Source organism: Bacteroides fragilis (assembly GCF_019583405.1).
Taxonomy (GTDB): domain Bacteria; phylum Bacteroidota; class Bacteroidia; order Bacteroidales; family Bacteroidaceae; genus Bacteroides; species Bacteroides fragilis_B.
This window is the reverse complement of record NZ_SZUU01000001.1, coordinates 127,969-154,483: the sequence shown is the minus strand read 5'-3', so window position 1 is coordinate 154,483 and position 26,515 is coordinate 127,969. Positions and strand designations below refer to the sequence as shown.

General features: G+C 36.9%; 25 protein-coding genes and 1 pseudogene. 2 read left to right on the top strand and 24 right to left on the bottom strand.

Annotated elements, in window-relative coordinates; all coding sequences use genetic code 11:
• Positions 1 to 18: 18 nt before the first annotated feature.
• From FDF36_RS00615 to gnd, 6 genes are all read right to left on the bottom strand, one after another.
• Positions 19 to 2,082 carry a sugar-binding protein gene (locus FDF36_RS00615; RefSeq protein ID WP_220389940.1) on the bottom strand — a complete coding sequence of 688 codons (2,064 nt, stop codon included), beginning with the start codon at positions 2,080 to 2,082 and terminating at the stop codon, positions 19 to 21.
• A 441-nt stretch (positions 2,083 to 2,523) separates the two neighbouring features.
• Positions 2,524 to 2,838 (bottom strand): hypothetical protein, encoded by a 315-nt coding sequence (locus FDF36_RS00610; RefSeq protein ID WP_032543910.1) that lies wholly within the window; start codon positions 2,836 to 2,838, stop codon positions 2,524 to 2,526.
• Positions 2,839 to 3,060: 222 nt separating this feature from the next.
• On the bottom strand, positions 3,061 to 3,285 hold the full coding sequence (locus FDF36_RS00605; protein WP_005808830.1) for a DUF6965 family protein: 225 nt from the start codon (positions 3,283 to 3,285) through the stop codon (positions 3,061 to 3,063).
• 355 nt (positions 3,286 to 3,640) lie between these two features.
• Positions 3,641 to 4,357: a 6-phosphogluconolactonase gene (gene pgl, locus FDF36_RS00600; RefSeq protein ID WP_032536425.1), complete on the bottom strand. Its 717-nt coding sequence runs from the start codon at positions 4,355 to 4,357 to the stop codon at positions 3,641 to 3,643.
• Positions 4,354 to 5,850, bottom strand: a complete 1,497-nt coding sequence (gene zwf, locus FDF36_RS00595; protein ID WP_220389939.1) for a glucose-6-phosphate dehydrogenase — start codon at positions 5,848 to 5,850, stop codon at positions 4,354 to 4,356. The genes pgl and zwf overlap by 4 nt, the downstream gene beginning before the upstream one ends.
• Before the next feature lie 14 nt (positions 5,851 to 5,864).
• Positions 5,865 to 7,340: a decarboxylating NADP(+)-dependent phosphogluconate dehydrogenase gene (gene gnd, locus FDF36_RS00590; protein WP_005819718.1), complete on the bottom strand. Its 1,476-nt coding sequence runs from the start codon at positions 7,338 to 7,340 to the stop codon at positions 5,865 to 5,867.
• A 132-nt stretch (positions 7,341 to 7,472) separates the two neighbouring features.
• Here gnd and FDF36_RS00585 point away from each other — a divergent pair, with 132 nt between their 5' ends.
• Complete coding sequence (locus FDF36_RS00585; RefSeq protein WP_005808836.1) at positions 7,473 to 8,651, top strand: dicarboxylate/amino acid:cation symporter; 1,179 nt, start codon at positions 7,473 to 7,475, stop codon at positions 8,649 to 8,651.
• A 41-nt stretch (positions 8,652 to 8,692) separates the two neighbouring features.
• On the opposite strand, the gene FDF36_RS00580 is transcribed toward FDF36_RS00585, so the two are convergent.
• Together FDF36_RS00580 and FDF36_RS00575 are read right to left on the bottom strand one after the other, a co-directional pair.
• Positions 8,693 to 8,788: a smalltalk protein gene (locus FDF36_RS00580; protein ID WP_005786866.1), complete on the bottom strand. Its 96-nt coding sequence runs from the start codon at positions 8,786 to 8,788 to the stop codon at positions 8,693 to 8,695.
• A 54-nt stretch (positions 8,789 to 8,842) separates the two neighbouring features.
• A complete protein-coding gene (locus tag FDF36_RS00575) occupies positions 8,843 to 9,322 on the bottom strand; it encodes an HU family DNA-binding protein (protein WP_005808839.1) in 480 nt (159 codons plus the stop codon).
• 1,342 nt (positions 9,323 to 10,664) lie between these two features.
• Here FDF36_RS00575 and FDF36_RS21420 point away from each other — a divergent pair.
• A pseudogene (locus FDF36_RS21420) lies at positions 10,665 to 10,900 on the top strand (hypothetical protein).
• 241 nt (positions 10,901 to 11,141) lie between these two features.
• Here FDF36_RS21420 and FDF36_RS00570 read toward each other — a convergent pair.
• The 16 genes from FDF36_RS00570 to FDF36_RS00495 all read right to left on the bottom strand — a co-directional run bounded on the left by FDF36_RS00570 (position 11,142) and on the right by FDF36_RS00495 (position 26,511).
• Positions 11,142 to 12,092 (bottom strand): MraY family glycosyltransferase, encoded by a 951-nt coding sequence (locus FDF36_RS00570; RefSeq protein WP_220389938.1) that lies wholly within the window; start codon positions 12,090 to 12,092, stop codon positions 11,142 to 11,144.
• Between the two features lie 3 nt (positions 12,093 to 12,095).
• Positions 12,096 to 13,103, bottom strand: coding sequence for an NAD-dependent epimerase/dehydratase family protein (locus FDF36_RS00565; protein ID WP_220389937.1), 1,008 nt, complete (start codon positions 13,101 to 13,103; stop codon positions 12,096 to 12,098).
• Positions 13,100 to 13,864, bottom strand: a complete 765-nt coding sequence (locus tag FDF36_RS00560; RefSeq protein ID WP_220390456.1) for a glycosyltransferase family 2 protein — start codon at positions 13,862 to 13,864, stop codon at positions 13,100 to 13,102. Before FDF36_RS00560 ends, FDF36_RS00565 begins: the two co-directional genes overlap by 4 nt.
• A 10-nt stretch (positions 13,865 to 13,874) precedes the next feature.
• Positions 13,875 to 14,984: a glycosyltransferase gene (locus FDF36_RS00555; RefSeq protein WP_165014455.1), complete on the bottom strand. Its 1,110-nt coding sequence runs from the start codon at positions 14,982 to 14,984 to the stop codon at positions 13,875 to 13,877.
• A gap of 17 nt (positions 14,985 to 15,001) precedes the next feature.
• Positions 15,002 to 15,544: a WcaF family extracellular polysaccharide biosynthesis acetyltransferase gene (locus FDF36_RS00550; protein WP_220389936.1), complete on the bottom strand. Its 543-nt coding sequence runs from the start codon at positions 15,542 to 15,544 to the stop codon at positions 15,002 to 15,004.
• A gap of 32 nt (positions 15,545 to 15,576) precedes the next feature.
• Positions 15,577 to 16,728, bottom strand: coding sequence for a glycosyltransferase family 4 protein (locus tag FDF36_RS00545; RefSeq protein WP_220389935.1), 1,152 nt, complete (start codon positions 16,726 to 16,728; stop codon positions 15,577 to 15,579).
• Between the two features lie 55 nt (positions 16,729 to 16,783).
• A complete protein-coding gene (locus tag FDF36_RS00540) occupies positions 16,784 to 17,464 on the bottom strand; it encodes a glycosyltransferase family 2 protein (RefSeq protein WP_409013141.1) in 681 nt (226 codons plus the stop codon).
• Between the two features lie 32 nt (positions 17,465 to 17,496).
• Positions 17,497 to 18,378 (bottom strand): hypothetical protein, encoded by an 882-nt coding sequence (locus tag FDF36_RS00535; RefSeq protein WP_220389933.1) that lies wholly within the window; start codon positions 18,376 to 18,378, stop codon positions 17,497 to 17,499.
• A gap of 332 nt (positions 18,379 to 18,710) precedes the next feature.
• Positions 18,711 to 19,565, bottom strand: a complete 855-nt coding sequence (locus tag FDF36_RS00530; RefSeq protein WP_220389932.1) for a glycosyltransferase family 2 protein — start codon at positions 19,563 to 19,565, stop codon at positions 18,711 to 18,713.
• On the bottom strand, positions 19,528 to 20,646 hold the full coding sequence (locus tag FDF36_RS00525) for a hypothetical protein (protein WP_220389931.1): 1,119 nt from the start codon (positions 20,644 to 20,646) through the stop codon (positions 19,528 to 19,530). The genes FDF36_RS00530 and FDF36_RS00525 overlap by 38 nt, the downstream gene beginning before the upstream one ends.
• Before the next feature lie 2 nt (positions 20,647 to 20,648).
• Positions 20,649 to 21,911, bottom strand: a complete 1,263-nt coding sequence (locus tag FDF36_RS21500; RefSeq protein WP_220389930.1) for a lipopolysaccharide biosynthesis protein — start codon at positions 21,909 to 21,911, stop codon at positions 20,649 to 20,651.
• 41 nt (positions 21,912 to 21,952) lie between these two features.
• Positions 21,953 to 23,053 (bottom strand): N-acetyl sugar amidotransferase, encoded by a 1,101-nt coding sequence (locus tag FDF36_RS00515; protein ID WP_220389929.1) that lies wholly within the window; start codon positions 23,051 to 23,053, stop codon positions 21,953 to 21,955.
• Between the two features lie 46 nt (positions 23,054 to 23,099).
• Positions 23,100 to 23,837: an SDR family oxidoreductase gene (locus FDF36_RS00510; protein WP_005798400.1), complete on the bottom strand. Its 738-nt coding sequence runs from the start codon at positions 23,835 to 23,837 to the stop codon at positions 23,100 to 23,102.
• Positions 23,834 to 24,751: a Gfo/Idh/MocA family protein gene (locus FDF36_RS00505; protein ID WP_220389928.1), complete on the bottom strand. Its 918-nt coding sequence runs from the start codon at positions 24,749 to 24,751 to the stop codon at positions 23,834 to 23,836. The genes FDF36_RS00510 and FDF36_RS00505 overlap by 4 nt, the downstream gene beginning before the upstream one ends.
• The gene (locus tag FDF36_RS00500) at positions 24,748 to 25,470 is read right to left on the bottom strand and encodes an acylneuraminate cytidylyltransferase family protein (RefSeq protein WP_220389927.1); all 723 of its coding nucleotides are present in this window, start codon (positions 25,468 to 25,470) and stop codon (positions 24,748 to 24,750) included. Before FDF36_RS00500 ends, FDF36_RS00505 begins: the two co-directional genes overlap by 4 nt.
• Before the next feature lie 3 nt (positions 25,471 to 25,473).
• Positions 25,474 to 26,511 (bottom strand): nucleotidyltransferase family protein, encoded by a 1,038-nt coding sequence (locus FDF36_RS00495; protein ID WP_220389926.1) that lies wholly within the window; start codon positions 26,509 to 26,511, stop codon positions 25,474 to 25,476.
• Between the last annotated feature and the right edge of the window lie 4 nt (positions 26,512 to 26,515).

Sequence of the window (26,515 nt, the reverse complement as noted above, 5' to 3'; positions counted from 1 at the left end):
ATTCATATTTCACAGGCTTTATTCCGTTTTAAATCCCTTCTTATCCAGATAGGCTTTAAATTTATGAAGATATTCGTCCGATGGTCCGTCAAAGAAAGAGACACCGGACGCACCATTATCAAACGCCTCATCCAATGCTTTCTCAAAATCATTTTTTATATCAGGAAACATCAATCCTGCATACACTTTCGCACGTCCGTCAACCGTCTTCACACTCTCTTGAACCGAACGTCCGATCCACTCCGGCCCTTCGTAATAAAAGCCGTTATAGATCATCGGGAAATAAGCATCCAGTGTCCAATTTCCCCAATCCTGACGTACCATCTTCTTGGCCATAGAAGGTCCCGGGAATACTGCGGCAGAAATTGCTTTTCCGTCAGCTTTCACCGCTTCAGTAATCCGGTCTACAACACGGGTAATGGCATCCAAACGAAAATTGATCCATGACTGATCTTCCATCGGATACTTCAATTCTAACGGATCACGTCCCGTCTGCGCCTTAAACTTGGCACGACAAACCTCACAATAGCAATAATCATATTCAGGATGTTCACTCGTCTGCTCTATGCCATAATTTTTCCACAAACTGACAGGCAGAACCACATCCGGAAAACGAACATAATCCAGATGTACCCCATCTACATAAGGCAAATGAGCTATTTTCACATAATCATCCGCCAGGTATTGCGCCACTCCTTCATGGTTAGGACAGAGAAAACGGTAATAATCCACATAAGCAGGTTTATCATGCGTAGATTCCCCCTTGCGGTTCACCGCAAACCAATCGGGATGCACGTTCAGCAGTTCCGCACGATTCATTGTCCATTTCCAGAAATGGGCCTCAAGACCGGCTTCTTTACACATGCGATATAGATTTTCATCATACCCTTCAAACATCACCCCACTGATTCCGCACTCCTTAAGCAAAGCAAACCACTGACGGTAATCTGCTTCACTTTTATTCTTATTTATACGTGTCCATACCCAGTTCTTCACCTGACGCGGAGCAATCTTCTCTGTCCAGAAACGTCCTTCATTATTAATAACGTAACGCTTGTTTTCACCCGGAACAGTAATAGCTATCTGGTATGTATTCCGGGTAGCCTCAACTGAGATTTGCGCACCCTGCGGGAGTCCTTTCAACTCCGCGTCCGTCAGGAAAAAATCTTTTTCCGTACGTAAATAGTTTTTCTCTTTTGCATATCTCTCCTGCTGTGCATAGAACATAGCCCAAAGCAGTTTATACACAGCAGTATTATACGGTAGCGCAACAGTACGTTCGGGCGCTCCTACTGCCTCGTCAGCGAAAAACAAATATCCCCAACGATCCGGCATGTGCATATCCACCTTTCCCGTAGGTGTCCAAACCCAATTTTCTTCAGGCCCTCCGGCTTTCAACCACTGTACCCGTGAGAAGTTAATTCGCCAGCAATTGCCTGCTTTCAACGGGTTGTTAAAATTCATAGTCAATGCCTTATGAGGAATAGCCATCTCCACACTCCAATATTTATCTTTGTCTTTCGATTTATTCAACGTACCTTCACGATGAATAGCCAACTTTAATCCCGGACAATCCCATTGCACCATAAAGTTGCCTCCCGACCGATAAGGTTTGTCCAGCATCAAATCGAATATAACACCTCGGGCATTGGTCTCTATTTCAAAATAGTTGTGTCCATCCCAATCAGGATCTATAAAAACCTCAAAATCATTATCATAGTAAATAATGGTATCCCGCTGAGTAAGACGTGCCTTGATGTCGTCTTCCTGTAAAATTGCCCCGACATACAAATATTCATCATCCCACAACATCTTAGCTGTAGTTTCATATTTAGGCGTAGGGAATCCTTCGCCACTGATATCTACAAACGGAGCTGTCGATTTTGCCTTCTGCCATGAAACTTCATCCAGTTTACCATCTATTTTCAGTTTACCGTCCACACGATAACACACGTATGAACGAGGTTCCGTCAGGAAACGATCGTATTTCTGAAAAATGCTCTGTGCCCCGGACGGCAAACTAAAAAGAGAAAAAAAGAGAAACAGCTTCACTGCCAGGCAATCTAAATGTATTTGCTTCATTACTGATTAGTTTTAGTTACAGCTTCAAAGATATGAATTATTCTGAAACCCGTAAATAATACCACCCATAATTATAACTTCCATAAAGTAGATATGACTTTTTTATTTACTTTTTTGATAAATCCGAAAAAACGGGCAGTGAACAAATGCCGCCATTTATTCACTGCCTATATAACCCGTGCCTTATCCACTGTCTTCCTTATTTCAGGCCAGGCATTTTAGATAAGTTCTTAGTCATTTCTGTCTGCAAATCTCCTGTCCCTGCAAGCCTACAGTACAAAAGTATGGCAGGGGAAAAGCGGAAACAAATATAAATTTCAAACCATTCTATTTACCTCTCAAATACAGAATCATTTCTCCTGAACAAAAAAATAGCCCCGGTTCTTTCGAACCGAGGCTTAACATAAATTCAGTTGTGTGCTTTCTTCAAAGATTGGGAAATTATCTATTCAGTATATTCCCTCTTTCATTCAAGAACACTGCCTGTTCATGAAAATCGCTCGATAATATAATCACTTTGTAGAGTTTGCCCTCCGAACGACTATAGACTATAAAAGCTTCTTTAATCAGTGCTCCTTCACAGGATAACTCATCAATCACCGCTTCGGGAAGATTATTAACTTCAATTGGCGTAAAATCTTCCCGTGAATCTCTCTGTTCCACTTTCGTAGATTTTTTCTTTAGAGGTTCATCTGCTTTTGCTACTGAAAATCCCAATCCCATTACTATTACCAATGCTACTAATACCTTTTTCATAATTCTTGAAAACTTAATTGTTTTAGATCTACTAACTATAACTAAACATCTGAATATTATAATGCAATACACATGCCAGACATATACCAATCCAGATCGACAACTCATTTTCAGGTAATTATATAAAAACAGCTTCCATTGGAATAGTGGAATATGAAGGAGTATTCCACATTTATTGTGGAAAAATTCCACAGAATCGCAAATTGATTACATACTTTTAAGTCACTTCTCCTCCAGCTTCTCCCTGATACGATACAGGCGAGTAATAGCAGGATTGTAGAAAGCATCCGGATAATGGGCCCTGATGCAGGATAAATCAGATTCCACACAAAGTTTCACATCGAAAATGCGCTCCGCTTTACTCAGTTCAAGTTCCTGAGGCAACTGTGCAGTCTGTGCCCATTCCATTAATTCTTTCACACTTTGTTCGTCAAATTTATATTCCATCTTACTCTTGTTTTTCCGCAAATTTACAACTTAAAGAGCATAAAACAAAACACACTCCCCTTTTCCCTGCGGTCCGATCCCTACTTATAGTGATTGACCTCTTCACAATACCTAAATCAAGTGATTGCTCCACAACACCAAACCAGCTATCTTTGCCAATACATTAATTAGTCATAATTATTACGTAAGTCACATTTAAGTGAGATAAGCCAATCCGGCCGAAGTGATTCTCCCGGATTCCATTTTGTTGAGTTGTTATTTTAATTATCATACTGTTTAATTGTTGTATGTAAATAACGTATTCAAATAGAGCGAAAAACGTCCGGTCTGTGAAGATCGGACGTTTTTTTATTTCTTATCTGCTGACAACCTTTTCGGCAGCCGCATTATCCATAAACAACTCCACGTTATCGGCGTGATGCGCTATATAAGCGGCCGGCCCGGTATCCCCCGAATAGAAGATATCTTCTACAACCGGACTTTTTACCTTTCCCGTTATCAGAAAAATGATCCTGCGGGCATTCAAAATCGGAAGTCCTGTCAAAGCTATTCTCTTTTGGCCGTTATTCGGATTAAAATTTGCCTCATATATATGATCAGTTGAAAGCAGTTCCTCCTGTCCGGGAAAGATAGACGACGTATGTCCGTCATTACCCGCTCCTAACAACACTACGTCAAACACCGGAAAATCATTCTCCATCGGTACCTCTTTCATCACCAGTTTTGAATAGCGGGCGGCTTCCTTTTTCGGATTCTTCTCCCCTTGTATTCTAAATACATTTTCGTATGGAATAGGTACAACGCTCAGCAATAACGACCGCATCATGCCATAATTACTATCCGAGTTCTCAGGAGGCACACAGCGCTCATCCACCCAAAACACTTTCAGTCGTTCCCAAGGAGTGATATCCGTATATTCATTCGCCCATAAGTCAAACATCAGTGCCGGAGTGCTTCCACCACTAAATGCAATGCAGAAAGTCTTGTCCGGTTCATCTAACATCAGTTTTACCAGATGTAATATCAGTGCGCGTGCCGTCTCTATGGACGAAGGAAAAATATAGGGTTTCATAGTTCGCAATATTGATCTGTGTTTGTTAAATTCTTACATGGATTGGTCCAGTCAGCACCATGTTCATGCATCATAGCTTCACTCTCCAAAGGTCCCCAAGTTCCAGCAGGATAACCATACAACGGCACCTCGGGATGTTCATTCCAATAACGCAGAATCGGATCGAAGAAATGCCAGGATGCTTCTACTGCATCACTCCGTGTAAAGAGAGTCTGGTCACCCAGGATACAGTCTTCTATCAGACGGGCATAAGCATCTCCGCTGGGAACACCTCCCAACTGATCATAGCTGAAATCCATCATTACCTGTTTGACCTCAAATCCGGGTCCGGGTACTTTCATGCCAAATTTCAATACAATACCTTCATTGGGCTGTAAACGCAGAATCAGCTTATTTGCTCTCGGACAATTACCACCCGCACAATGGAACATCTGGTGCGGAGTTTCACGGAAATGCACCACTATCTCGGTCACTTTTGTCGGCATCTGTTTTCCGGTCCTGATATAAAAAGGTACTCCACTCCACCGCCAATTACTAATACCCAGTTTCATTGCGATGTAAGTCTCTGTACGTGAATCCGTCGAAATATTCTTCTCTTCCCGATATCCCCTTTTACTTCCTCCGGCCGTATATTGCCCGCGAACAATATGCTCACTCAAATCCGTTTCGGTCAAAGGAGTCAGAGATTCGTATACCTTCACCACTTCATTACGGAAATTATCCGCGTTAAATACAGCAGGCGGCTCCATAGCAGTCAATGCCACCAGTTGGATCAGATGATTCTGTACCATATCCCGCAGTGCACCCGTCGTATCATAAAAACCGCCGCGTTGCTCGATTCCGAGATTCTCCACGGCAGTCACTTCCACATAATCTATATAATTACGGTTCCATAGAGGCTCGAAAATACCATTGGCAAAACGAAAAGCTAACAAATTCTGAGCTGTTTCTTTACCTAAGAAATGATCGATTCGGTAAATCTGATGTTCGTCGAATACAGAAGCATAAATCTTATTCAGTTTCTCAGCTGATTCCAGATCATACCCGAATGGCTTTTCAACGATAATTCGCGCACGGCCTTTATTCAGATGCACCGACTTCAGGTGCAACGGAATCACTCCATACAATGATGGAGGCGTAGCAAGGTAAAACAGCAAGTCATCCGGTCGGCTGTCTCCACTCAGTTCTTCAATTCGCAGGCGGAGTTGTGCGTATCCGTTTTCCACTGCCGGGTCTATTGCCAGATAGTGAAGATGTGCAACAAAAGCTTCCATCTTCTCCTTGCTTTGCTCTTCCGGCTTCACAAACTTTTCCATCTCACTATAAATGTAAGCCCGATAGTCCGCATCTTCATAAACCGTACGTCCCACCCCGAGAATTTCAAATTCTTCCGGAAGACGCTTGGCTACATACAACGAATACAATGCCGGCATCAACTTACGCTTCGTCAAGTCACCCGAAGCACCAAAGATAGTCATTACAAATTTACTCATATTTCTTTTTCTGCTTATACATTATACGTACCCGACTTTGTATCTCCTCCGTGCCCAGTCCAGTTTTCATGGAAAAAGACTCCTCGTAACTCATCTTTTCGCTCGAATGTATGAGCACCGAAATAATCGCGCTGTGCCTGCACCAGATTAGCCGGAAGATCAGCAGACACCAACGAATAGAAATAATTCAAAGCCGAAGAGAAAGCCGGAACAGGCAGTTCCTCACGCATGGCCTGTGCCACCAGATTCTTCCACCCGGACAACAGCCCTTTGATCTCTTCTTCAAAATAAGGAGCCAGCAGCAGATGTTTAGGCTTTTCTTTTGCCTCAAATGCCGCAGCAATATCATTCAGGAAAACACTGCGAATAATACAACCACCTCTCCACATCCGTGCAATCGAAGCCAGATCGAGGCTCCATCCAAACGCATCGGAAGCGCGCTGCAATACAGCAAACCCTTGAGCATACGAAACCAGTTTCGAAGCATACAATGCCGCGAAAATCTCTTTTTCCGTATCTTGTTTATTATATACAGCCATCGAATGTTTAGATTGATACTGTCGGGCGGCGGTTTCACGCAGTTCCTTCTGAGCCGACAAGCTACGTTCAAAAACGGCCGTAGCTATCAATCCTAATGGCATACCTAATTCCATGGCGTTGATCACCGACCATTTACCTGTCCCCTTCTGACCGGCAGCATCCAGAATCTTATCAATCAGATAGGTCCCTGTCTTATCTTTATGACGAAGTATATTGCCTGTGATTTCTATCAGATAACTCCGCAACTTACCTTCATTCCAACGGGTGAACACAGATGCCATCTCTTCATTAGTCATATCCAGCAGTTCTTTCATCACCCAATAAGCTTCAGCAATCAACTGCATATCACCATACTCTATCCCGTTATGGATCATCTTCACAAAGTGTCCCGATCCGGCAGGCCCCACCCACTGACAGCACGGACTGCCATCGGGAGCTTTGGCTGCAATGCTCTGCAAGATGGGCTTTACCTCCTCCCATGCTTTTTCCGAACCGCCCGGCATGATAGAAGCTCCATTCAAGGCTCCCTCTTCTCCACCCGACACACCGGCACCGACGAACAGAAAGCCTTTCGACTCTGCCAGTTTCACTCTGCGGTTTGTATCTTCATAATTTGAGTTACCACCGTCAATCAATATATCACCCGGAGAAAGATACGGGAAAAGTTGCTCCATCAGCTCATCTACGGGGCTACCGGCGCGCACCATCATCATTATCTTACGAGGCAAAGCGATCGATTCTACAAAAGCCTCTATATCCGTGAAGCCCTCTATATGCTTGCCTTTAGCCCTTCCATTGATGAAACGTTCCACCACTCCTTCTTCCACACCCGGCACCGTACGATTATACACCGATACGCTCCAACCTCTGCTTTCCATGTTCAGAGCTAAATTTTCTCCCATCACAGCTAAACCAATCAGGCCTATATCTGTTTTATTCTGAGTTGCCATAATTGTAATATGTATCTAAATTAGTTGATATTTTGTTCTATTTCTTATTATTTATAACACATATCGAAAATATTTGTTCGGATAGTTTCAGAATAAAATATTACTTTTGCAACAAACTTCTAAAACCTCGTAATGAAGAAAATACACATAGGACTTTTGCCACGTATCATCATAGCTATTATACTTGGTATTGCTATCGGAAATTTCCTGCCGACACCTTTGGTACGGCTGTTCGTGACCTTCAACTCCATCTTTGGGGAGTTTCTAAATTTCTCCATACCACTTATCATCCTCGGACTGGTCACCATTGCCATAGCCGATATTGGTAAAGGGGCCGGACGAATGCTACTCGTGACGGCACTCATTGCATATGGTGCCACTCTTTTCTCCGGATTTCTGTCCTACTTTACCGGAGCCGCCATTTTTCCTTCGCTCATTACTCCCGGAGCACCTCTCGACGAAGTGAGCGAAGCACAAGGAATCCTCCCTTATTTTTCTGTTGCCATTCCACCCTTGATGAATGTCATGACGGCACTGGTCCTTGCCTTTACCCTCGGCCTGGGGTTGGCAAGCCTGCATAGTGACGCCTTGAAAAACGTAGCACGAGACTTTCAAGAGATTATCGTACGTATGATAAGCGCAGTCATCCTCCCGTTACTGCCCATTTACATCTTTGGCATTTTCCTTAACATGACACACTCCGGACAAGTATTCTCCATCCTTATGGTATTTATCAAGATTATCGGCGTTATTTTTATACTGCATATTTTCTTGCTGGTTTTTCAATATTGCATTGCGGCATTGTTCGTCCGTAAAAACCCGTTCCGCCTGTTGGGACGGATGCTACCGGCTTATTTCACCGCTTTAGGTACTCAGTCGTCAGCCGCCACCATCCCTGTCACACTCGAGCAGACCAAGAAGAACGGCGTATCAGCTGATATAGCCGGATTTGTCATCCCGCTTTGCGCTACCATTCATCTATCCGGAAGTACCCTGAAGATTGTAGCCTGCGCTTTAGCCTTAATGATGATGCAGGGCATGCCTTTCGATTTTTCCCTGTTTGCGGGTTTCATTTTCATGCTCGGCATTACGATGATTGCTGCTCCCGGCGTTCCCGGAGGCGCTATTATGGCTTCTTTAGGTATCCTCCAGTCCATGCTCGGTTTCGACGAATCAGCTCAGGCATTGATGATCGCCCTTTATATCGCTATGGACAGTTTCGGTACAGCTTGTAACGTAACCGGTGATGGAGCCATCGCTCTGATTATAGACAAGATCATGGGGAAAAGAAAAACTCCCGAAAGCCTCTAATGGCGATCGGGAGTTCACCCTGTTTAGTTATTAATTCCGTTTTATAATGTCATAGCCTGCCCACCGATTACACCGGCTACAGCACTTGCCACAGCAATAATCAACTTCAATATAATATTCCATCCCGTTTTCTTCATATTCTTCATACCTCCTTTCATTTCCAATAATTATTATATCTGCAATAAACTTTATCAAGCTGTCGGATCATCTACAATATCTCCATCTCCACTACCCGATCCACCATTAATTGCTCCCCCTATCGCACTGGCTTTCTGGAATTCCACTCCCTGAAGCAAAGCACGGGTAGTACCGATAGCTGCCGGACGAGTATATTCCGCGGTAAACAGGCAGCGAAGAGCCTTCACCTGATTCGGATTCACCTCCTCCTCTTGATCTACCCCATTCCCTTGTGTACAAGCCTTCATCGTGAAAGTGCCTAATCCCTCCAGACGTACCGAACGGCTATTCAACAATTCTTTACGCATGGCAGTCATCAGGTTACGAATCACATTATGAACATCACCCGGTGTCAACGATGATTTTTCAGCTATTACTTCAGCCAACTGTTGTGAAGTTACCATTTTTCCAACTTTCACCAGAGTCAGGTGCCACTGTTTCTTTCCCTCTTTCGTTTTCAACTGCGATTGTCTCGCTCTATAAAATAAAGGCATAATTTTTCTCCTTCTTTACTAATGTTACTACTACGTTTCATTCATATTTCGTTGATCAACACTGCAAAGATGAAGATTTACAAATTATCGGCAAAGGAAAAAACGGTCCGGAAAGCAGTTTTCTCAGAAAAAGTTGTAACACCCTTATTATCTGCACAATAATTTTAGGAGCCTCATTCAAAGAAACGCAAAGCAATTCGCCCGTAGTTGCCACACGATAGTGTTCACTTTTGTTTTGGGAGACAAATCAAACCTTTTGGTAATAAAATATTAGCTGCAAAAACCTCTCATAGGCATCTTGAAGATTCCCCGCATTCACTCGAAATAGTTTTTTTCTAAATTCTTTTGCGAAAAGAAGAAAAAACTTAGTCATCTGATAATATGAAGATTATTCTATATTAAGAAAAAATAAGTGTAAAAAGAGATGCGCAAATAATAGCTTTTACGTATATTAGTAAATCATTTGCGAAAAAAGGATAGATATGTTATGCGCTCTTTGAAATATTGTTCTATATATCAGCAACTTACGCAACATAGTTTTAAGGTTGTTTTCGAAACTCGCCCACCCCTAAATATCCAACGATTATTTGCGAAAAATGAAGTTTACACAGTATTCTAATTATCAATCATTTAGGTCAAAATATCACTATTTACACATCAGAATTACAGAAAAAAAGACCTACTTTTGCGAAAAAAGACTTAGATTCGCATCTACTATTCTGGTTTACAACCTATTATGATCACAAACAAATACATTTAAGAATATATAATAGTCTAATAATCAGAGTATGTAGATCTATTCCAGTATAATAAGGATTAAGACACCGTGAGAAGCAGCAATTCTCTGGGCGTGCTTGTCATGTAGATCTATTCCAGTATAATAAGGATTAAGACAATTAAAGCAAAAGGCTCATTTGAATGCCTTAAATGTAGATCTATTCCAGTATAATAAGGATTAAGACAAACAGTAATGTTTAATGCTTTTTTGTTGGTATTTTAAATGTAGATCTATTCCAGTATAATAAGGATTAAGACATCAATCGCTTCAGCCAATACCATTTCCTTACGATGTAGATCTATTCCAGTATAATAAGACTAACGGTTGGTTCTTCTTCAAATTTGGTGGTAAGCTTTCTTCTACTCATGAATCTAATTCAGTTTTCGGAAGTGTAAGCTCTCGTTTATAGTTGACAAGAAAGCAAGTATCCCAGCTTTCGCCCGAAAAGCCCATTCGTGAGGCGGAGAAGCGAATTTTAGACTAAACCATCTGAAAATCAACATCTTTAAAAAGTAAGATTTCTATCCTCAAGCTTTGTTTTAACACAGAGTTAAAGCTTATTCTTTGGATGTAAATAACAAGTTCTTTAAATGCAAAAGACTTGTTATTTGCGCACAAGAACCTGACAACCTGAAAAAGCGTTAACAATGTTAATTGAAGAAAGGTATAAGGATGAAGATACCGGTTCAGACGGTGTAGATTCACTTCCGAAACTTGAGTTATCTGATTCAGCCAGTGTCTGTTTTTTCTTATTAAAGCGTAAGCATTCGGCCTCGTGCGTGTTTCTCTCCAAGTTATAATAAAGTCAAAAGCCAGACGTATTTCGTCTGGCTTTTGACTTTATCAATTTATCTTGTTTTACAATCTGACAAAAAATGCCTTCCCTTGCATACAGATAAAAAAACTCCCGATCGCCTTATGAGCAATCGGGAGTTAACTCTATATAATATTGTTTTGTAACCCTATTATTTATCCGACTATAACTTATCTTATTTTTTGGAATATATTAGACCTATGGCAGAAAGCATAATATTGCCAATATCACTTCGCTTGATACAAGCAAAAGAAACGCTTCATAAATAGAATATAGACCAAACTCAGCGCAATAATGGTACCCGACAAATACCCATATTCATTCCCCGGAAATAGAAGATACCCGGCTATAACTACTGCCTGCACCGACATATACACCAATGAAACCACCACGTGAGGAATTTTCAACTCATTTGCCATAATCTGGTACAAATGTTTTCGATGTGGCAAACCAATATTCTCATGCAACATCAACCGATGAATTATTGTCAGCACACTATCCACCCCATAAACTGCCAACAAGACAATCCAGCTGAAATTTTCCGTACGGATTATCAGCATACCGATCAGGAAGAGGATCACGAAAGCAATGCTAACCGAACCTACATCCCCCGCAAAACACTTTGCCTGTTTCCGGAAATTGAAGAAGTTAAAGACCAACACAGCACAAAGCATGGTATAAATCAAAGCCGGCTCTACAAATGGAACATATACCCCATTTATAAATGCTAACGCCGCCAGCACCACCAACGAGTATCCACCTGTAATGCCATTAATACCATCCATAAAATTATAGGCATTGATAATCCCTGTGCAAACAATCAAAGCAACCACAATGGTCCACCAAGGCAGGCTGAACAACCCCCATTGATAGAACATCAAAGCCATCGCCGTAAAATGAAACACCAAACGTAACCCCTGAGAAGTAGAACGAATGTCGTCTACAAAACTGATAAAAGTAATCAATGTCAGAGCCAGCATAAACCAAGGATACTCAAACTGATTCGTCAGAAAGTAAGCTAACGCGCCAAAGAAGAAAATGATTCCTCCCCCTCTCAAAGTGATCCGGGTGTGCGAACTCCGCTCGTTCGGTTTATCGATGATATTGCATTTATCAGCAATACGGAAATAAAAAAGTTCTGCCAGAAATAGCAGAACTAAGATTATTAAATAGTACATAACTTATTTAGTTTCTTCAAATGAACGAATGGTTTTAATCAACCCCTCTTTAGCTGTCACAGGCATTTTATCAATCCCGAGAGCAGCTTTGATCTTAGCATTACTTACCACATAATTCTCTGTCAGTTTACGAAGCCTTTCCGTATTCAGTGGCAAATGGAGTAAAGTTCCCAGTCCGGCACATCCTTCCATAAAGCCCTTATTCATCTTCCAGATATGAGGCTGTTTTCCCATTGCCTCACACATGATGGCAATCAGCTCATTTGTTGATAAAGCTTCATCATCCCCCATGTGATAAATGCCCGTAGGTACCTCTTTAGTCAATAATCCCTCAATCACATAGCATAGGTTATCAATTGAAGTAAACGAACGACGATTTTCGAAGTCACCCAATGGCCAGGGAATTCCTTTCTTCACCACATTATACAATAGATTCAGATTTCCTTTATTCCCCGGACCATGAATCATACAAGGTCTTAATATATAAACCTGTTTTTCTGTAACCGAAGTCATCTCCCGAAAAGGAGAACACTCGCAGGAGGAGACAGTGGGAAATGCAAAATGTTCCTTTATATACTCTTCAGCTCTTATTTTACTTTCCCCATAAGGACCAATAGGAGCCGGAATAACATCCTCAGTAAGCATATCTCCCACTACACTATCCGCCGCAGCTTTTACTGAACTAAAGAATATGAATTTCTTCGCAGAAGACTCCAAAAAGAAATCAAATATCTTTTGAGTCAGACCGGTATTAATATCAAAATAAGACTGAGCAGCTGATTGGTTTTTCGTATCATGAGCCTTTCCGGCAAGATGAATGATTGCATCAAATTGGGGGAGAGTTTGTAATGGGAAAGATGTGGGTACGATCTCTCTCCAAGAAAAAGTTGTTACGACTTCCTCTTTAGCAGGAGAAACAATATCAAGCCCATACAAAGTATGTTTATCTTTCAAAGCCCTAATAAAATTAGAGCCTACAAAACCATGAATTCCAGAAATAAGTATATTCATTTTTTTATAAAAATCAGTTCAAATACTTTTACTAAATATTTTAATAGAAGCAAAGGATAACAAGTCCATATTCCATTCTCCTTACAGGCTCTGACTATCTCTTTATTCAATAAGATATTACTCCTAATAGAAGCCGTACTCGTACCTCCTGTCCTCATTTTCATAAAATCCAAAGGCAAATATTTACTCTTTAATCGATGCACATATAAAAAACGAAGAAGCAATTCATAATCAGCAGCTATTTTATAATTTGTTTTATAATAACCCAACTGATCAAAATATTTTCGATAAGTAAAAAAAGTTGGATGAGCAGGCATAAAGCCAAATCGAAACAAGGATGGAACAAACCTTTTAGAAGAATAATAGCGAACTGTCCTATCCAAGTTATTAGGGTTTACAAAGCGTACATCACCATAAATAGCCTGTACATTATTATCATTAAAAGCCTCTACTATTTTCGTAATGACATCATTTCTGAAGTAAAAATCATCTGAATTAATTATACCAACTATCTCTCCAGTAGCCATATTTATTCCTTTATTCATAGCATCATAAAGTCCATCATCCATTTCACTAATCCATTTGAGATTACCATGAAACAAAGGTTCATATTCTTTAATAATTTCAATAGTTTCATCCTGAGATAAACCATCTATTATTATATATTCTATATTAGAGAATGATTGTGATAATACAGATTTAATCGTATCACGAAGAGTTGTACTACTATTAAAAGTCACAGTAACTATAGATATTTTCAATGAGTGCATATCACTCCCCCTTTCTTTCTTTCTCACATATTTCCAAGTATAAATGAGCCCGTTCACATGGCAATGGGAATTCTCGAAGTTTCAATTCGCTAAACAGCAACAAATTACGAACACAGTCATCATCGTGATAAATTAACAATATCTTATCAACTGCATCCATAACATTTAAAGGAGTGAAATAAAGAGCAGCATTTCCACACACAGTTCGTGCAAAAGGCAAATCAGAAGTTAATATTGGTTTCTTCATAATCATCGCTTCAGGATAATTAGCAGAAAAACATTCAAGTAGACTTGGTAAAAAGACAGCATCACAATCATTATATAATGATGGACATTCACTTGCAATAACCGGACCCACATTTTTAACCTCTTCCACATAATCAATTCCAAAAATTTTTTCATAATCAGAGGGTGAGATAGTCAACACAAATTGAATATCTTTAATATCGTTCTCCCTTAATTTATCTACAATCAATCTTATTATCTCTAAATTTTTGTGTGGATAATAACGGGAAACCGTTAAGAATCTAAATTTTGAAGTATCTTTCAATTCTATAAAATCCCGACACAAAACCTTTTTCTCAAAAAAGGAACTGTATGTATTTGAAACCTTATAACATTTCTTTTCCGGAAATAACAAAGCTAACCTAGTCTGCACATCATCTGTTTCACAAATAAAAGCCGAAGCATCCCTTTTCAAGAAATACATATGAAAGAATTCTTTTATCTTCATTTTCAGCCTTTCTTTAATAGAGATTATATCCCAATAGGGGGAATCCTTATAAATATAATGAGGAATTGCATACCCCATTATATGAGGGACAGATGGCTTCCAATATACAGGTCCAAAAATAGAAAAAACAACGTCCGGCAATATCTTCTTTTCTAGTTGAGACAAATAAAAGTTATACTGATAAAATTTCAAAGGTGGAATGTCATAAAAGATAAAATTATCAGGAAATATTGACTTATCCAACTGAGATACAACATTTCTACTTGCGAAAACATAATATTGATTACCTCTAATATAAAGACATTCATTAATAAAAGATAATGCAACTTGTAACCCGCCTCCTCCATAAGCTAAAGACGCATTTATTATCAACTTCATAAGGTTAAGCTCTATTATTATTTAATTACTCGTTCTTTTATCTTATTCCCTGGTACCCCTTGATATATTGAGTAAGCATCTACATCACCACTCACAACAGTTCCCACAGACAAGACAGAATATTCTCTCATATTCGTACCTGGACAAACAATTGATTTTGCTCCAATCCAACAACCATCATTTATATGTATAGGCTTTATTATTAAATCAAACCCCCTCTTTTTATAATTATGATTACCACATAATAGCATAGCTCCTTGACTTATACACACATTGTTTCCGAGTATAACATAATCTAAATTATCTATCCAAACTTTCTCACCAATCCAAACATAATCACCAACCCAAAGTCTCCACGGGTATTTTATATTTACAGAAGGTTTTATATACACTCCCTTACCAATTTTAGCTCCAAATAATCGCAAAATATACACTTTGAAGCTTGAAATAGGAAACATAGGATTTATGAAAACAAGAATATTTACAATATACCATAGCGCTCTTTTTGAAAAAGAAGCACCTGTATTATACCAAGAATTATCATATTCCTTTAATCTCATAACAATAAACCGTAAGTCTTTATACTATCCTTTTATCTGTTATATCTCAATGATAAGAATAGGTTATTCCATTGTTCCATAATAGATTCCATATCAAATAACGTCGATTTATTTTTACCCATCATTCCCATTTTTTTTCTTAATGTAATGTCCTCAATCAATAATAGGATATATCTAGCTAAACTATCAGTATCACCACTTGGAACTAAAAAACCATTCACTCCATTATCTATAATTTCATTAGGACCGCTTTCACAATCAAAAGAGACAATCGGCAAACCAAACGACATCGCCTCAAGTAGAACCATAGGAAAACCTTCATAACGAGATGACATTATATATCCCGAACTATTTAAATATTCAAACTTAACATCATTAGTCAGCCCTAATAATAAAACCGAGTTTTCAAGATGAAAAGTTCTTATCATATTAGAAAGCTTCTCTTTCCATTCTCCTTGACCAAAAATACATAATGTCCAATTTGGATATTTTGTCGCAACTAACTTCCACGCTGAAATCAAATAATCAAAACCTTTTTGTGCATCCAATTTCCCAATAGCTAAAAATTTTTGTTTTTCCAAAGAAGAAGTAAGTCCTTCTCCAGAATAAATACATGGATTATAAATCTGGTAAACATTTGAATGACTTACTTGCCATATTCTTAAATCCGCTTTTGTCAATACAACAAAAGCATCTAACTTTTGTGTTGTTTTTTTTAGTTGCCAAGTTCGGATATTACCAAGCAATTCCCAAAATTTTCCATGCTTACGTGCTAGCAAAAACTGTTTTCTAAAATTACGAGCAAAATGGAGTTCAGCTACTTTTTTACTGCCATCCTTTAAATCTGCTAAAAAATCAATTTCCTTACCACATAAAGACACACATATATCAACAGAATTATCTTTCAAATAATTATAAAGAAGAGTTTTATACAAACACAATCTTCTATTATGAAGAATAATTTTACTTATCAAAGGGGCAGAAAAAAAAGAATTGAAGTTAATATTAAAATTAACAATACTAATTTTCTTATCCAATAAAAAATAGGGTTTATAACTTCCTTCAGTCGTAATTATAGCTATATCATAGCCATAATTACGAGAAAGAAAATTAACTTTTTCTGTCAACACTCTTTCCATTCCACCTGGGTTTTGAAGAGAAGGAATACAATATACAATCTTCATAAACAAAAGAATAAGTAAAACATTTTCCTATATCAAATAAACATTAATATAAACCTTATATTTTTAGAAGCAACTTCAATATTTTCTTTATAATATCTCTCATGAAATAGATACAAGCATAATAGGTACCTACATAATCTTTCCAAATAAAAAACGCATCTGTACACCTAATTGTATTCTTACTACTAACTCCTCCAAGAGTAAAATGTGCTAACACTTTATCAACACAATAAAACGTATAATTATGTACAAATGCCCAAAGAAGAAAATCATAATCAGCAGCAACGCTATAAAGTAATGAAAACATTTTTTTATTATATAGTGATGATTTGACAAAACAGGTTGGATGATTTATAGACATTCTTTTTTTAAGTTCATTAGAGTTAGAATGTAATAAATATTCATCCCCAGACAAGCTATGAACAATCATATCCCCACAAAAAATATCAACCAAATTATTTTCTAGCACATAATTAGAAATAATTTCTAAGGTATCATCTGAATACCAATCATCACTATTTATTATACCAATAAAGTCTCCTTTACTTTGCAAAATACCCTTATTCATCGCATCATAAATGCCATCATCAGGTTCACTAATCCAAAAAGCCAATTTATCATCATATTTTTTTATTATATCCACAGTTCCATCAGTACTTCCTCCATCAATAATAATATATTCATAATTTTTATAGGTTTGATTTAAAACACTCTGAATAGTTCTTTCTATTGACATTGCAGCATTATATGAAACTGTAATAATTGAGATCAAAGGTCTGCGCTTTCTTTTTTCACACATATATATTTACACTTAAGTTTTTTATTTGTATTTACTTCGTTAATCAATGAACAAAAAATTAAAGAAATTATTGCAGGCGAAAAATCCGGACGATGAAATATATTTATAAAGATTAGTAATATAATCTTTCCATAAAATAGTAAATCATTTCTTCCACTAACAGATCTTAATATACATAAGATATAGAACAAGTAAAAAGAATAATGGAACACAGCTCCAATTAATCCAAACTGGGCTAGAACGCTACAATAATTAGAGTGCATTATGTGCTCTTTAATATTACCAGAACCTAACATAGGATATTTAAAAAAAACCCTTTTATCATTCTCAACTCTATCACTTCTATTATCAGCATTAAATTTTCCCGTTGACTCATCAAATGAAAATCTTTCAATAGTTTGTGTTCGAAGCAGCGTGACCCTTTCATCCTTAGAATACTGAATATAAGTTACGGCTAATGTAAGTAGAAAAATTATTCCTAAAGATATTTTTAGATTAGCTCTATTGAAATAGAATAAAACAAAATACAAAATTAGAAAGGCATAAAAGGCTGTTGAAAAAACAAAAACACCTGTTATTATCAGTATCTTATCATAACGAGAATTATAATTATATACACGGTTCAGAATTATAGCAAATATCGAAAAAAGTGCATATTGTCCAGGCTCATCAAAAAAGCCTGAATAACGAATAAACCGAGCTCCACTATCCAAATTATAATAGACATTAGTAGTTGTTAACCATAAAAAATAAGAAGTTCCACTATCCGAATAATCTACTGAAAAGAGAGGAGGAACTCCTATAATTAAATGAAGAATAAAAATAAAAGTACCCCCACATCCCATGATCATAATAACATAAATATACGACTTCACAAAAAAAGAGAATCCGATAGTCTTATAAATATAAGTTGATATTATGATGAAAGCACACAACTGTATAATATAATTTATATAAGATTTATCTTCATGATAAAAAATCAATAATATGTAAAAAAAAGACAATTGAAATACAATAAATAAATAGTTGCGGTTGATCTTGAGAATTTGTTCTTTCAACATTTCATAAGACATTGCTAAAAGACAAAATAGTGTCAAAATTTTATAAGGATGAAAAGGCCATGTATAAAAGATAAATGGCGCAGTGCTTGTAAGGCAAAGCCATATTAAAATAGTCGAATATATTAAACTTCTTCTGTTCGGCATAATCTCATCTTTAGAATGACAAAGAAATAATACACTAAGCATCCGATACCAATATCTTTTTTCACAAAAGTCAAATATTTTCTTACATCTTTCCACGAATGTGATTTATAGTAATATATAAAAGAAGAAAAAAAGATACGTGCTAAAGAAATCTTAGGCAATAAATCTCGAAAGGCCTCATACCGAATTTGAAAATTATCATTCCTCAATTCGATATCTATAACATTGCTACTAACTCCCGTTTCATTATTATATAAACACACAACAAAAGGAAAATAAACAACTTGGTCAAACATAGTAGTGAAAACACGAATATTAAAAACATGATCCGCATTAATCTTATATTTCAAATCATACATCCCATATCTATCAAAGATCTCTCTTTTATAAAAGATTGCTTGATGACAAATCGCATGATTACAAAATTTTGACAAAGAATACTCCCCATCATACCGCAAATTTGACGAAGTAAAAATTACATCTCCATAACAAACATTTGCAGATGGAGTATTTGTAATAAAAGATGCTACAAAAGACAAAACCTGATCATTATACAAACAATCATCTGCACCAAGAAAATAACACCATTCACCCTTAGATAACCGTATTCCTTTATTCATCGCATCATATATTCCATGATCAGTCTCAGATATATATCTAATTCTACTATCCAACAGTGAGTAATACCTCAATAAACCCACAGTTCCATCAGTCGATTTTCCATCTATTATTAAATATTCAAAATCTGAATAAATCTGGTTTATAACACTGTCTATCGTAGCTCGAATTGTTTTCTCAGCATTTCGAACAACTGTTATTATTGAGAATTTCATCTATATTTACTTGACAATTTTTATTACTTACAATAAGATCATCTATGGGGTTATATTCTTCATCAACTTGATTCAGATTATTCGGATACTCACAACCTATTTGGCATAAGAATCTCTTAAAGGAATCATGGGAAGTAGAAGGTTTAAACTGATTAAAGATCTCTACCAAAAACACTGGGATAATTCCTTGCTTAATATGATTTAAAGTACAAGTTGAAGTATAGGAAATAGAATATTTAACCGGATATTTATTTATTATTAATTCTGCTGGTTCTTTATCCTCTATAATTTTTACTGATGAAAAATTCTTTTCTATTAATTGCCGAATTTTATTCTCCATAAAATTGGTATCTTGAGGATGAAATTTAAAATAAAAAACAGTAAATCGAGTGTGCAAACTTAATATTTGTGAGATAAAATGTAAATACTCGTCTTCTGTACAAAAAAACAAATACATTGGTTGATTAAAAAAAATAGCCCCTGAATTAGCTGCTTGATGAGAAATAATACCCATACCAATATTTAAAACAGGAATATTACGTAATGTTTTATTCCCCCATGACACAACAATTTTGTTAAATAGAGCATCCTTAACTCTCAAATGTTTATCATCTCCAAAATCCACGACGTAAGTGTTCTTAAGACCACAAACATACTTTATCAAATAAGTTCTCAAACGCTCAACCCAACCTAGATTATTTGGAATTCTATTGAAATCGCACATTGTCGCCGTCCCATCTTCTAACAAAAAAATTTTTGCATGATATTTAGCAAAAAGTTCTATAACTACTGCATTTATAATATTAATATCAGTATGAATAAAAAGAGCGTCTTGCGATGAGATGGTAAACTGCGACGAAATAGCTTTTACTATATGTCTTATCTGCTGAAAGTTCAACAGTAGCCTTTTCAAAGAAATTGATCTATTAAAATCCAAACGGACTACATTGGAATAACCATCAGTATCATTCAAATTTAAAGAATAAGGTACTTGTATCAATGTTTTATCTCCAATCAAATCACGGATTATCCGCCTATCAAAATGTAAATGATAATTATTATTTACACAAAAATAATACATAGTTATTTATTTAATCTACAAAATTTTCGATGATAAAAATAGACAAATATAGCTATCAGAAAATTTGTCAATAAGTTAATATAAGCAGTTAACAAAATCGAATATTTTGTTAACCATACAGAGAGTATTACATGTAACACAGAGATAGATAAAGTAATATACATTAATTGCTTCGTGCGTCTATAAAAAAACAGATAGTTAACATACAACAGATAATAACACTGAAACATAGCTCCAAAACATAATGGAAAGAGGAAAACTATAGAATCTGAATACTGAGGAAGTACGATTGGAATAAAAATAGCACATCCTCCACATATACAGACAGTAAGACCTAAAAAAAATAGTAACATCAATCGCTCCTGCTTTCTCAACATCTTTCTTGTTGTTTCAGAGTCCGATGATAAACTCCTAAATAAAAAGACTGAATTACTTGCATTAAATGCTGTACCCACAATCTGAATCACGTTAGCAAAATTGAAAGAGAAGCTAAACATTCCCACGATCGCCTGCGAATAAACATAATTAATGATATACCTATCTAGTCCTTGACGAGCCCAAAAAGAAAGTCCATGTGGAATTAATGGAATTCCAAAACTTAGAGTATCTTTGATCCTTTTCGCAGAAGGCACCGTAAACGTCAAATAATTTCCTTTGCTAAGAAAAACAATACTTACACTAGAAAATAATATGCATGTAACCAATTGAGCATATAGCCGCCCCTGCCAATCCAAACTTATTGATATCACAAAAAATAGAGTAAGAATGCAATTACATAGAGACATTAACACAGAGAATATTCCATATTTCGAAATTTTTTCTTCTAATCGCCATAAATCTAAATTAAGATTAAGCACGACATTGAAAAGACAAATTACTAATGCAATAATCTGATATTTAGTATCTAATCCTGTATAAATAACTAGTACATGTGAAAAATAGATCAGAATAAATAATAATATACTAAAAGTAACTAATGTAATTAGTAAAACAGAATTAAACGATTGTCTAAACTCCGCTCTAGATGAAGAAAAATAGTTTACAGATAATACACCCACTGAATTTAAAGATATTAGTATGCCAAATAAATAAACTAAAGTATTAAATAGATTAAGCTCTCCATACGCTGATGGAGATATATATTTAGCTAATACTATTAATAACAAAAAACTAACTCCATTATTAAAAAATGAAAACACGGAAAACAATATCCCATTTTTAACATTAGGATTGCCTAGTATTTTATTAATTATTTTTCGAAACATCTATAATAAGGCATAATACCATTAAATGAATAGAGATACCTTTATTCTAATAATACCCACTTATTCAACATATTCTTCTTAAATAACTCTCTATTGTATTGTTTGTCTACAATATCCCAAAATTCCTTTTCCGTATATCCCAGGAATTCACAAAAATCTCTCACACAAAGAGGATCCAATGCATGGTCATGTTCCTTTACCAATTTAAAAGCTTCGTCTCTTGTTATCATACCGTAGCGTACCATACGGGCAGCATAATCTGTAGCAGAGGCATGACCGAATTTGGGATACTTCATCCAGGAATGTACCAAATAAGCACGACTGTCCACTTGGTCCATCTGCTCCACATGATGCGTTCTATTCCATTCGTGAGTTAAGTCATGAAAACCGTATCGCTTAGCTATTTCATAATTCTTAAAACTATTCCACTCCACAAAATAACTCATATAGATCGGGTCAAGACTATTGATATCTTCAAGCGCAGGAGGTTCGAAAAAATTTAAATCTTTCAGAGTAACGCCATCACCTAATAAATCTCCAGTAGGTATACCGGCTCCTACTCCATTAGATATCTGATCCTTGGCGGAATAAGTTTCCACAGCACCATTACCACCATATTCATAGCTGACATTCTCTCCGTAAACTAATAAAGGAGTATTAAATTTCAATGCCATGTGCAAAGGATAAGTATAGATATATCTATCTATAAAATAAGTGGGCTTACCATATCGTTCAAAAGTTTTCTTCATTATTATCTTTTGAGCGCGGATATTGGGTTTCATACTTATAATATCACACCCGAAAGCTTCTGAAATATTTTTTAAGTTATGAATGCCGGCCTTAGTCATCGGAAGATTATCCTCCACAGAAACAAGCAACGGGTTCATATGAAGCACTTCTTTCATCATATAAACTTGAAAATGGCTATCTTTTCCCCCACTTACAGCAACCATACAATCATAGCCATTAGGTCCATTCATACCACGATACTTATCGCAAAGAGCCTTAAACTCCTCAAAACGAACTTTATAATTCACTTTCTTACGATTTTCGTAAGACTGGCAAGCTGAACACACGCCTTCTTCATTAAAAGTAATACCCGGCCTCGTATCCGGCATCACACATTTTGTACAATATTTCATAATCAAATAATTTACTTATTTTTATTTTTTACAAGATAAGACTCTACTAAATGGCCGTCCAGCCACCATCAACTATTAAATTCTGTCCCGTTACATATCGGGCACCATCTGAAAGCATAAACGAAACAGCTGGAGCAATGTCCGCAGGAGTACCCATTCGACGCATTGGCACCTTAGCACAGTAACGCTCAACAAAAGAGGGAGGTTGATGATCAAAAATGCCACCGGGAGAAACACAATTAATCCGAATATTATTCTTACCATAATAAGAAGCCAAATAGCGGGAAAAATTAATGATACCTCCTTTTATGGCGCAGTAAGCGGCCGGCGAAGTTCCCCCATATTCTTCATAAAGAGTAAAATCATTACCCACAACTCCATAAATAGAGGCGATATTGACAATAGAACCATATCCTTGCCCGGACATAACCGACAATACAGACTGGCAAATGACAAAACAACTATTCATTTGCAGATCTACATTCTTCCTCCAGGAAGCGGGAGCAATATTTTCGAAAAAAGCTCCCCAGTCTGGAGTACGCGGATACGCACTATTTACCAGTCCGTCTATCCGGCCAAACGTTTCTTTGACCATAGATACCAGGCTGTGAATTGATAAATCATCTGAGATATCCAAATGATAGGTACCTTTTTCAAGGCAAGTATCGACATTGATATCTGCGTTTATTGCAATTCCACCTTGACGACGGATGTCCGAGACTATTTCACGTCCGATAAGGCCACTGCCTCCCGTTACTAATATTATTTTATCTTTTAATATCATGATTCCAAACAAATTTGAAGTACATTATATGCATCTGTTATTGTATTGAATGTAGGTTTTCCCACACGTAAGCAATCCAAAAAATAAGCAAGTTGGAGTTGATAAGTATCCGCTATTCTTTGGCTGGAGCGAAAAGCTATTTCCCCGTCTATAGACACACAATTCTCCAACAAGTCAACATAAATCGTCTCACCCTCACAAACGATCTCTAAAGAACGCCGGGCATCACGACGATAATAATTAAGAATAATACTCACATGATAATCATCATAGCACAGACAGTAATTGGCATAATCATACGATTTTATTCCCAAGGAAGAAGAACTGGAAAATATTCTTTGAGTGCATGATGGAGTACCACACAACCAATAAATATAATCGATTTCGTGTATCAAGTCTATATGGACGCCACCACCAAGTTCAGGAATAGCACTATAATTCATTGTATAATCAACCCCTTCCCCCCTCCAGGAAGGCAAATAAGAGCCACAATAAACATTGATCTCATTGATTCGTAAGCCGGATCCGGCAATATATTGCTTAGTAAAAAGAAGAGCATCCAAAAAACGAAGGTTACATGCGACATAAGTTAGAATGTTTTTTCGTTCAATCTCTGCAACTGTTTCCTTGACGTCCAGTTGATGAGAAAGAGGTTTCTCGATAAAAAGCGGAATATTTAATACTCCCATTTGTTGAATTGTCTTCTGATGTTCTGACGTTGGATTAGAAATAATTGCAAAATCAAAAGAATATTCTTCTACCTCTTTCATGGAAAACAAGTCTGTTACTCCATCGACAGAATTAGAAAACCTGGTTGAGCGTAAAGCATAAATTCGCACTTCAGGATCAAGACTCCTCAAAGCAGCGATATGTTTCCGGGCAATTGAACCTAATCCGACAATCAAAACATTCATAATAAGAAATCCAGTTTATTATTCGACATTAAATAAGAAATTATCTCAAAATCGATCGGATGGTCCAAGTCAAAACAAATGTGGGGTACCTTATAAACCAAAGAACGGTCTGTGATCGCCCCTTTATAACCCATGTCAAAAAAAGATCTTTTATAGAAATAAAAAGAAGCATTCAAGTCGTAAACCTGAGGAGCAGATTGTCTGGTAAAAACATTATTATCAGGCATTTTCACTTGGGCATAATATCCATTTTCTTTTTGTTCTACCATATTGAAATAAGGACTTCTGCCGGCCTCACTTACTGAAAATAAGTTTATTGCATTTTCATCAGAACGGAGAATATCAAAAGCAATCTTTAAATCTTGTAAATTCCTTAATGGAGAAGTCACATCCAAATCTAAAATATAATCATATATTTGCCCTTGTTTACTCTCCGAATATAAAACAAGATCTTTTATAGCATCAATCTTACCAACCGTATCATTAGCCAAATATTCCGGACGTTTATAATCTGATTTAAGCCCGTATACTCCAGCCACTCGAATAATTTCTTCCGAATCGGTAGAAAGCATAATGTCAGTACCTTCAAATACTGACTGAAACTCTTTTGCCACGGCAATCGAATATCCTATTAAAGGCTGCCCGTTCAACGGCTTAATATTCTTACCGGGAATTCCCTTAGAACCGCCACGAGCGCATATAGTGATCAAAATTTTCATATATCATAAATGTTTAACTAAATCTTGTGCCTTTTTATAATCTTCATGTTTACCTATATCAATCCAATAGCCGGTTATAGGATAACGGACTACTTTCAGGTTATTATGAATCAACAGTTCCATAAAGTCCGTGGCATTATAAAAACAATTATCAGGCATCATATCCAACAAACTCTTTTTTATCAGATAAATTCCGGCATTCGCATAATAGTTATAGGTCGGCTTTTCTTTGACCCCATGAATGTTACGCCCTTCTAATTCAAAAATTCCATAGGGTACAGAGATAGAATAAGGAACGGCAGCCACGGACATATCAGCATCGTGTTCTTTAAAATGGAGATAGAAATCTTCATAATCTATATTGGTAAACAAGTCTGAGTTCATGACTAAAACCGTGTCATGACAAAAAGGATATACAAATTTGATTGAACCGATAGTGCCCAAATAGCGAGGTTCACGGACACATTTGACCCGTATACCATCACGCGGTTCCTTGAAATGATCCTCCAATTGCTCTCCCAGGTAATTCACAGTAACCGAAATATGTTCCACTCCATAAGAAATCAGACGGTCTACGTTATAATCAATAATGGCTTTATCACCGACATGGAGTAACGGCTTAGGAATTGTCTCTGTTAACGGACGAAGTCGCTCTCCTTTTCCACCCGCCATTAACACGGCATCTATAGGAAGAATGGATTTCCGTTTCTTCAGGTTAATAACCTTCAGTATTCTCTTCTTCCCATCCAGGCAAGGAACCAAAGATATACCACGATCTTTGTACTCTTTTATTGTTGAGAAAGGGGAATCTTCCGTCATAAACAAGAAAGACCTGGTCATTGCGCCACAAACACAGTCTTTTATCTCACCTCCGCCAATCAGATAGCGGCGAATATCACCATCAGTCAATGTCCCGACCATCTGGTCAAATTCATTCATAACAAAAAGGACAAGTACATCGTGAGATAAATCATTCAAAGCAACCAACGCTTCGCGGATAGTTGCCGTATGAGGAATTAAATATTTGGAATAATCAGACATTGTA